Source organism: Ruegeria atlantica (assembly GCF_013032505.1).
Classification (GTDB): domain Bacteria; phylum Pseudomonadota; class Alphaproteobacteria; order Rhodobacterales; family Rhodobacteraceae; genus Ruegeria; species Ruegeria atlantica_F.
This window is the reverse complement of sequence record NZ_WQCG01000024.1, coordinates 1-6,386: the sequence shown is the minus strand read 5'-3', so window position 1 is coordinate 6,386 and position 6,386 is coordinate 1. Positions and strand designations below refer to the sequence as shown.

Sequence of the window (6,386 nt, the reverse complement as noted above, 5' to 3'; positions counted from 1 at the left end):
TGGGTGGGTCGGGCAATGACACGCTGAACGGCGGCGGCGGCGCGGACACCTACATCTACCGCCTGGGCGACGGCAATGACGTGATCAGCGACTTCAGCGGCCGGAACGAAAACGACCGTCTGGTGTTCGCGGACGTAAATGCAGATGATGTAAGCTTCTCGCACAACGCGGGCCAGGATCTGGTGATCACGCTGAGTAATGGCGACACGGTCACGGTCACTGATCATTTCCGCAACACGTACAACGATATGGAGCTCATCGAGTTTGCCGACGGCACGGTGCTGGATCTGGCCGCGATCACCGCCAAGGCCATTGCCGATCAGAATGGCGACGGAGATGACGTGGTGCGCGGCAGCAATGGCAATGACACCTTCCTGGGTGGGTCGGGCAATGACACGCTGAACGGCGGCGGCGGCGCGGACACCTACATCTATCGCCTGGGCGACGGCAATGACGTGATCAGCGACTTCAGCGGCCGGAACGAAAACGACCGTCTGGTGTTCGCGGACGTAAATGCAGATGATGTAAGCTTCTCGCACAACGCGGGCCAGGATCTGGTGATCACGCTGAGTAATGGCGACACGGTCACGGTCACTGATCATTTCCGCAACGCGTACAACGATATGGAGCTCATCGAGTTTGCCGACGGCACGGTGCTGGATCTGGCCGCGATCACCGCCAAGTCACTCTTGGGGAGTGCCGGGAATGATGCGATCCTCGGGTTTTCGTCAGACGACACAATCGAGGGGCGTGGCGGTGATGATGTTCTGACCGGCGGAACCGGAGCTGATGTCTTTGTTTTCAATTCGTTGGTTTCCGGAGGCGCGGACACCATCACTGATTTTGAGTTAAATTCAGATACCATTCAATTGGCGGGAACGACTTACGCTGATCTGACGCTGGTTGACACAGTATCCGGCACTCGGGTCGAGTGGGAAAACGGCTCTGTTGAAGTTGAAGGCATCGCCGTCGCTTCGCTGACAGAGGACCAATTCTCGTTCGTTTAACACACCACGTTCCCATGCGGTTTTGTCAAACCGCATGGGAATGCCGCCACTCAAGCCGCTTGAAATCCGAAAACAAGGATCTCTATGTGGATCGCGGGTTAACGTGACAACACCCTAAAGTCTTATGGTCAATGGCGTTTGTCTGAAAATAGAGGCTCATGGTTGCCGCGATAGCTTAATTTGGTTTCTCGTCCTGCTCATCTGCGGATGCGATTTTGAAGACCTGAGGAATGTTCGTTCGTTTCACGCGTTTGGGTCCTTTGTCATGTTCCAAAACCGAGTGATGTAGCGTCGCACCTTCCGGAACAAAACGCTCTTCGAACCAAGGCACATACACCCCTGCATAGGTCTTTCTCGTGGTTGGTATATGTCGGCGTTTGAATCTTGGAACTCCTTCGAGCAGCGACCAACCCTTTGTCATCGAGTTATTTGTCGCCGCTTGCGGGTCGGGAGCTACGTAATGTCCATCATTCTTGCCGAGAACGATTGTGTTAATGGTGCGAGTCTTAAGTTTGAGTTGCGTGGCTCTCGCTTCATCTAGCATCCAAGCCAACGGTATTTTTGCAATGGCGCTCTTTTTCTCGGGATAACCCCCTCCGACATCCCCGTGCGAGCCTACGAACCATACTTCCTTTACGTCTTGCTCTTTCTCAGATTTTGGATTGAAGCGTTCAGGGCGAAACGCTTTGCCGACGGGCCAAAGCTGCGGTTGGAACATTGTTCTTCGCTCATCTAAAGCGAGCGCATGTCGAACACTCTCGACGCTTGGGTTCGTGCTGGTGAACGCGTGTGATCGCAGCCTCGGACCATACCTCCCGCTTTCAATCACCGATCCTACTGTATCGAAAAGGCCAAGGAAACGTATTTTCGGTCGCGTCGGACGCAGTACACGCTCAAACAGACGAACTTCTGCGAACGCGCTGTCACTATTCTCGCTGTCGGCATTTTCTCCTATGCTCTTATAGGCTCGATATGCGTAGTCCAACAAATTTAGGTTGTCGGGATGAAGCAAACCGACGGCGTGAATGAAACCCGCCAAAACCCTCGCGGTGTATGCACCACGGCTGAATCCGAAGATGAATATTTGATCGGCTTCTAACGCATCGTCATTATCAGATTTATGCTGGTAGGCGTGAACGAGATAGCGATAGGCTTCCTTAACGTTGGCATCCAATCCCCAACCGGTTGCTAAGCCCCAGATTTCGACGCCACGCCGGTAGTAGTAGGAAGCTGAATTCTCGGCGCCGAATGTTCCCACTCCCGGATCATAGAAAACAGACTGCTCTGGGGACTTTTTGAGGCACCCAAAGAGCCGAAGGATGTTTGTCCGATCCTGCGAAACCTCGTTCGACGTTCCATCACACAGAATGGCAATGTTCTTGCTCAAGTGTTTCGTCCTTAGGTTAAATCATCTATAGGTAGATTAACGCCACGCGCTAAAATGTGGAGTGAGTTTTTTTGATTTCGAAGCCCTTAAGACTCTGATGCTCAAGCTGGGTTGAGGTGAAACATGGCTATTTCTTATGAAGACTGCCGACCGTACCTGTCGGCGACCCTTTTTAGGATCACAAACAACGCTGATGATCTTCTGAACGACTTAAGGAAGGATATCATAGCTGAGCTCCGAGCAAGTGTGCTCCCAAAGAACGAGTCATCCACAGCCACCCGCAGCTTCTCAACAGTCAGTGATCCCGCAGAAACTCCCGATGGCATGCAGCTGACCTGGTTGGCCTATGAAGAAAAACGTCCTCCTGCCTGGTATTCTGACGATGACCTCAAGAACACACTTCACCACTTGGTTGTCGTCTCTGCTCTCGAAGACGTCCTGGCCATTTGCTGCACAGACAGTGCTGCCAGGCAGACTATCGTACGATCCATAATCAATGCTGAAAGAGCATCATTTAAACACATCCAAAAGATGGTGGCGAAGGAAGTCGAAGCGGCTTTTGTCGAGGGCAGAGTTCGAACGTTGTGGCTAAGCGGGGCACATAGACGCTCTATAGTGAAACCTGACGCAAAAGTCCTCTCTGGAGCTGAGCTGGAGAACGCGTTGGACCCCTTGGACGACCAAAGCTACTTCTTCAGTTCTGTGCGAACAACGTCGTCAAACGAGGAGTTGGTGCACGACGGCCGAAACGCCATCGTCGGTGCCAGCCCCAAACATGCTCGGATATGGCTTGGACCCAGTCGGGATTGGGACCAGTTCACTGACAGGATGAAAAAAATACTTCTCCAAGCCAAACGCAGTCTGGACGAAGGGAGTAAGAACTACACACCAATCCCGGTGCTTGCTCGTCCAACCACTGATATTGGTGATGTTGAACAACCCTACGATGTCGCGATCATAGCCCCCGAACAAATGCTTGCCGACGAGATTGAACGCGGTGACGATGATCGTTGGCTACAACAATTCGCAGACCAGGTACACTTTGAAATATCTGAACTAGATGAGGCCCCTAATTTCCGGGCCAAGGTTATGTGGGGCGATCAAGAATACGGGGAATTGTCCTTTGAGTTCCAAGCCAATGCTGACGGTACCCACAGGCTCGGCATCGGGGCTCTGGCGTGGGACGATACCAAGGATCACCAGGCCGAAATCTACGCTGTATGCAGCGCACCTGAAAATCTGACACTGTACTTTGACACTGGCCACACCTTTGCTCGCGGGCAGTTCTACCTCACTCAATTCCGTGATGCGCAATTTGATGATTGGGAATGGGTGGACATGGCCACCGCAGGCGCTGCTGTGAAGCAAGAGAAGCCGTTGGATGGACAACGGTTTGCGGTTGAAGCCATTGGAGGTGACGGCGACGCCTCGTTGTTTGGTCTCGTAGTCCGACATTGGCCAAACACGGAAACTCTGGGCGCACCAACAGGATGGCTGGTGTGCGATGATGGCGCAGGCGAGTCCGCTGATTTCATACACGTGGATGATACGCCAGGAAGGGAAAAGCTCACTTTGATTCACGCCAAAGGTAGTGGATCCGAAACTGCCAACCGGCAAATCTCGGTTTCCGACTACGAGGTGGTGGTGGGCCAAGCCATCAAAAACCTTAGGCACGTGGACCGGGGGCTACTTCACGAAAAACTTGCGGCGAATGGCAACGGTGTGCTCCGTGACGCAGTTTGGCACGATGGAACACGTCAGGCCGACAGGACAGGCTTCTTAGAGGCACTGGCAAGGGTAGGTTCAAGCGCCGAGCTAAGGGTAGTCATTTTACAACCGAGAGTCCGGAGGACAGAACTTTTCGGCGCAAGAGCGTCGATGGCGCAAGGGCATTCCAACGCAACTACGCGTAGACTACAGCAACTTGATGCTCTACTTTTGGGGGCAAAAGCGAACAGCGCAAGTCTTGGTGCCGAGTTCAGTGTTCTAGCTGACGCCAACTAAGGTTATACCGCTCCAAATTAAACGCGGTGTGTCGTAGCCTAGCTGGGTCAACTCCCGAATTCGGCCGCGTCTCGCAAGCGCTGTCCGTCGCCCAGAGCAAAGCTGGACCGCAGACAGTTCACAGCATCAGTCGGCGAGTTCCGTCACAACTGGCAGGTGATCTGATCCAAATGCTCCGTTCAGCTGGTCACGCACCACGACAGCCTCAGTGAAATCCAAGGCTCTTGGACCACCAACATAGATGTGGTCAATCACAGAAGAGAATTGCCCCATGAGGGTCTCATCGAGATTCGTTGTGAGCGGTGTCATCATCAGATTTGGTTCGACACCACCAGAAATCAGAAAGTGAGAGTCATCCAGCCCGTCCTGTCCTGAACAATCGGTGTCTTCGACGACCTCAAAGCATCTACGTGTAGGGTTGCATTCCGCGCCCGCGCTTAGGTCTGAACCTGACCGCGGATCATCGATGGCAATGTTGAAGTCGCCCAAGACAACGACAGTCTTTCCTTCGGATACGTCATCCGCTGCCTCGGAAGCAACGGCTGACAGCATAGCCTCACGCTTCTCAGCATTTGTTATCCAGTTCTTACTGAAACTTGTTGCTTCCTCTTGAGCGATAAGGGCTTCCAGAGTTGCGACAGCACTCTCGAGCTTCATGATCTCGTCAGCCGGCAAACCAGACTCGTCGTCTGAGCGGCTTTCGATACGCTTCAAAAGCCTGATGGTTTCCGCGGCGTCGAAGCAATACCCGGAGATCTCCGATTTCGCATGGATGCCGTAAATGACTAGGTCACCTTTAAGCTCGACTCGCAGGACTCCGCGACCAAATCGAAGTACTCTTTGAGTTTGGCTTGAGATCGTGTCCCAAACCTGGGGCGGTACGAAAAGTTGCTCACGGGATAATTCGAGACCCGGGACATTCGATAGTGGCCCCGAGGCATCATTCCGGTCGAATTCCAATTCTGTAGCTGAAACAATGGGTACGTCGGATACGACAGCGACTTCGAGGTGAAAGAAAGGGTTTGCCTTGTCGGTGTCATTTGATTGATCAGATACGCTTGCAAAGTCCGAAATCACGATCTGAGCGTCTTCAACACCAAGAAGTTCCGCTATTCGTTCTGCGCCTTTCAAAGACATGACCTCTTGTAGCACGTAAACGTTCGCGGCGATTGCCTCGCCAGCTGCTACGAACTCGGCCTCACGAGCTTCTATTGCGCCGTCCCAAGAAACTCCGGTGTTCCAAGTGACTATCTTGGTGTCAGCGAGAACAGTGGCAGGCAAAAGGAAGGTCGCAAATGCAAATACAAACTTCATCATGAATTCCTCCTAGTCAATTCCGAAAGGATAGCAGACTTTTGTAAAGCCTGCGTATCCGGAATCCTCTTGAAACCACTTCGACCTTCAGAGAGTGCCGGTGCATGGGCGTACACAGCAAGGAGACAGCGAAATGGTGCTATGTCCACGTTGTGTGAGTTCAAGCGAGCCAAGAATTCGCGGTCGCAGCGAATGTCCGGAATGCAGGCTGCGACCCCAGCATCCAGAAGAACCGGCCAACGGCGGCTTTGGGCCGTTTTTCCCGAAACTTGCAGCCACCTACGAAGGCGAAGGCTGCCAAGAATGACGTGATGCGAACCCACGCATCTGGGTGAAGGGCGACGCCATCTTGGATCACTCAACCTGTATGCCCTTCCTTTTCCTGATGGCGACGAGGCTCTGGTTGAGCCTGAGCTGTCCGGCTCGATGCCGCGCGGTCATGGCGCGCAGGACCCCGCCGGGGGATTGGATGGGGGTTTCGGGGTGAGCGACATTGTTGTCGATGATCAGGACGCACAGGGCGGCTGCCAGGTCTCCCGGTGCTGTCACGTTAACTGCCGTTCGGTTGCTCTTGCACGCATTTGGACCTAGGTGAGATCGATGAAGTCATCATCAATCTGCTACAAGCGCCACCGATTTCCTCCTCAAATCATCGCGCACGCTGTGTGGCTGTA

The 6,386-nt window shown here is 53.4% G+C and carries 4 protein-coding genes; 2 read left to right on the top strand and 2 right to left on the bottom strand.

Annotated elements, in window-relative coordinates:
• Positions 1 to 1,007 (top strand): calcium-binding protein (locus GOW92_RS24600; protein ID WP_170566492.1); only part of this gene is annotated, 1,007 nt, incomplete at its 5' end.
• Positions 1,008 to 1,182: 175 nt separating this feature from the next.
• Here the strand turns inward: GOW92_RS24600 and GOW92_RS24595 are convergent.
• Positions 1,183 to 2,394, bottom strand: coding sequence for a T6SS phospholipase effector Tle1-like catalytic domain-containing protein (locus tag GOW92_RS24595; protein WP_170566489.1), 1,212 nt, complete (start codon positions 2,392 to 2,394; stop codon positions 1,183 to 1,185).
• A 123-nt stretch (positions 2,395 to 2,517) separates the two neighbouring features.
• Here GOW92_RS24595 and GOW92_RS24590 point away from each other — a divergent pair, with 123 nt between their 5' ends.
• Positions 2,518 to 4,398, top strand: a complete 1,881-nt coding sequence (locus GOW92_RS24590; RefSeq protein WP_217356594.1) for a hypothetical protein — start codon at positions 2,518 to 2,520, stop codon at positions 4,396 to 4,398.
• 126 nt (positions 4,399 to 4,524) lie between these two features.
• Here the strand turns inward: GOW92_RS24590 and GOW92_RS24585 are convergent, their stop codons facing one another.
• Positions 4,525 to 5,715, bottom strand: a complete 1,191-nt coding sequence (locus GOW92_RS24585) for an endonuclease/exonuclease/phosphatase family protein (RefSeq protein WP_170566488.1) — start codon at positions 5,713 to 5,715, stop codon at positions 4,525 to 4,527.
• Positions 5,716 to 6,386: the final 671 nt, after the last annotated feature.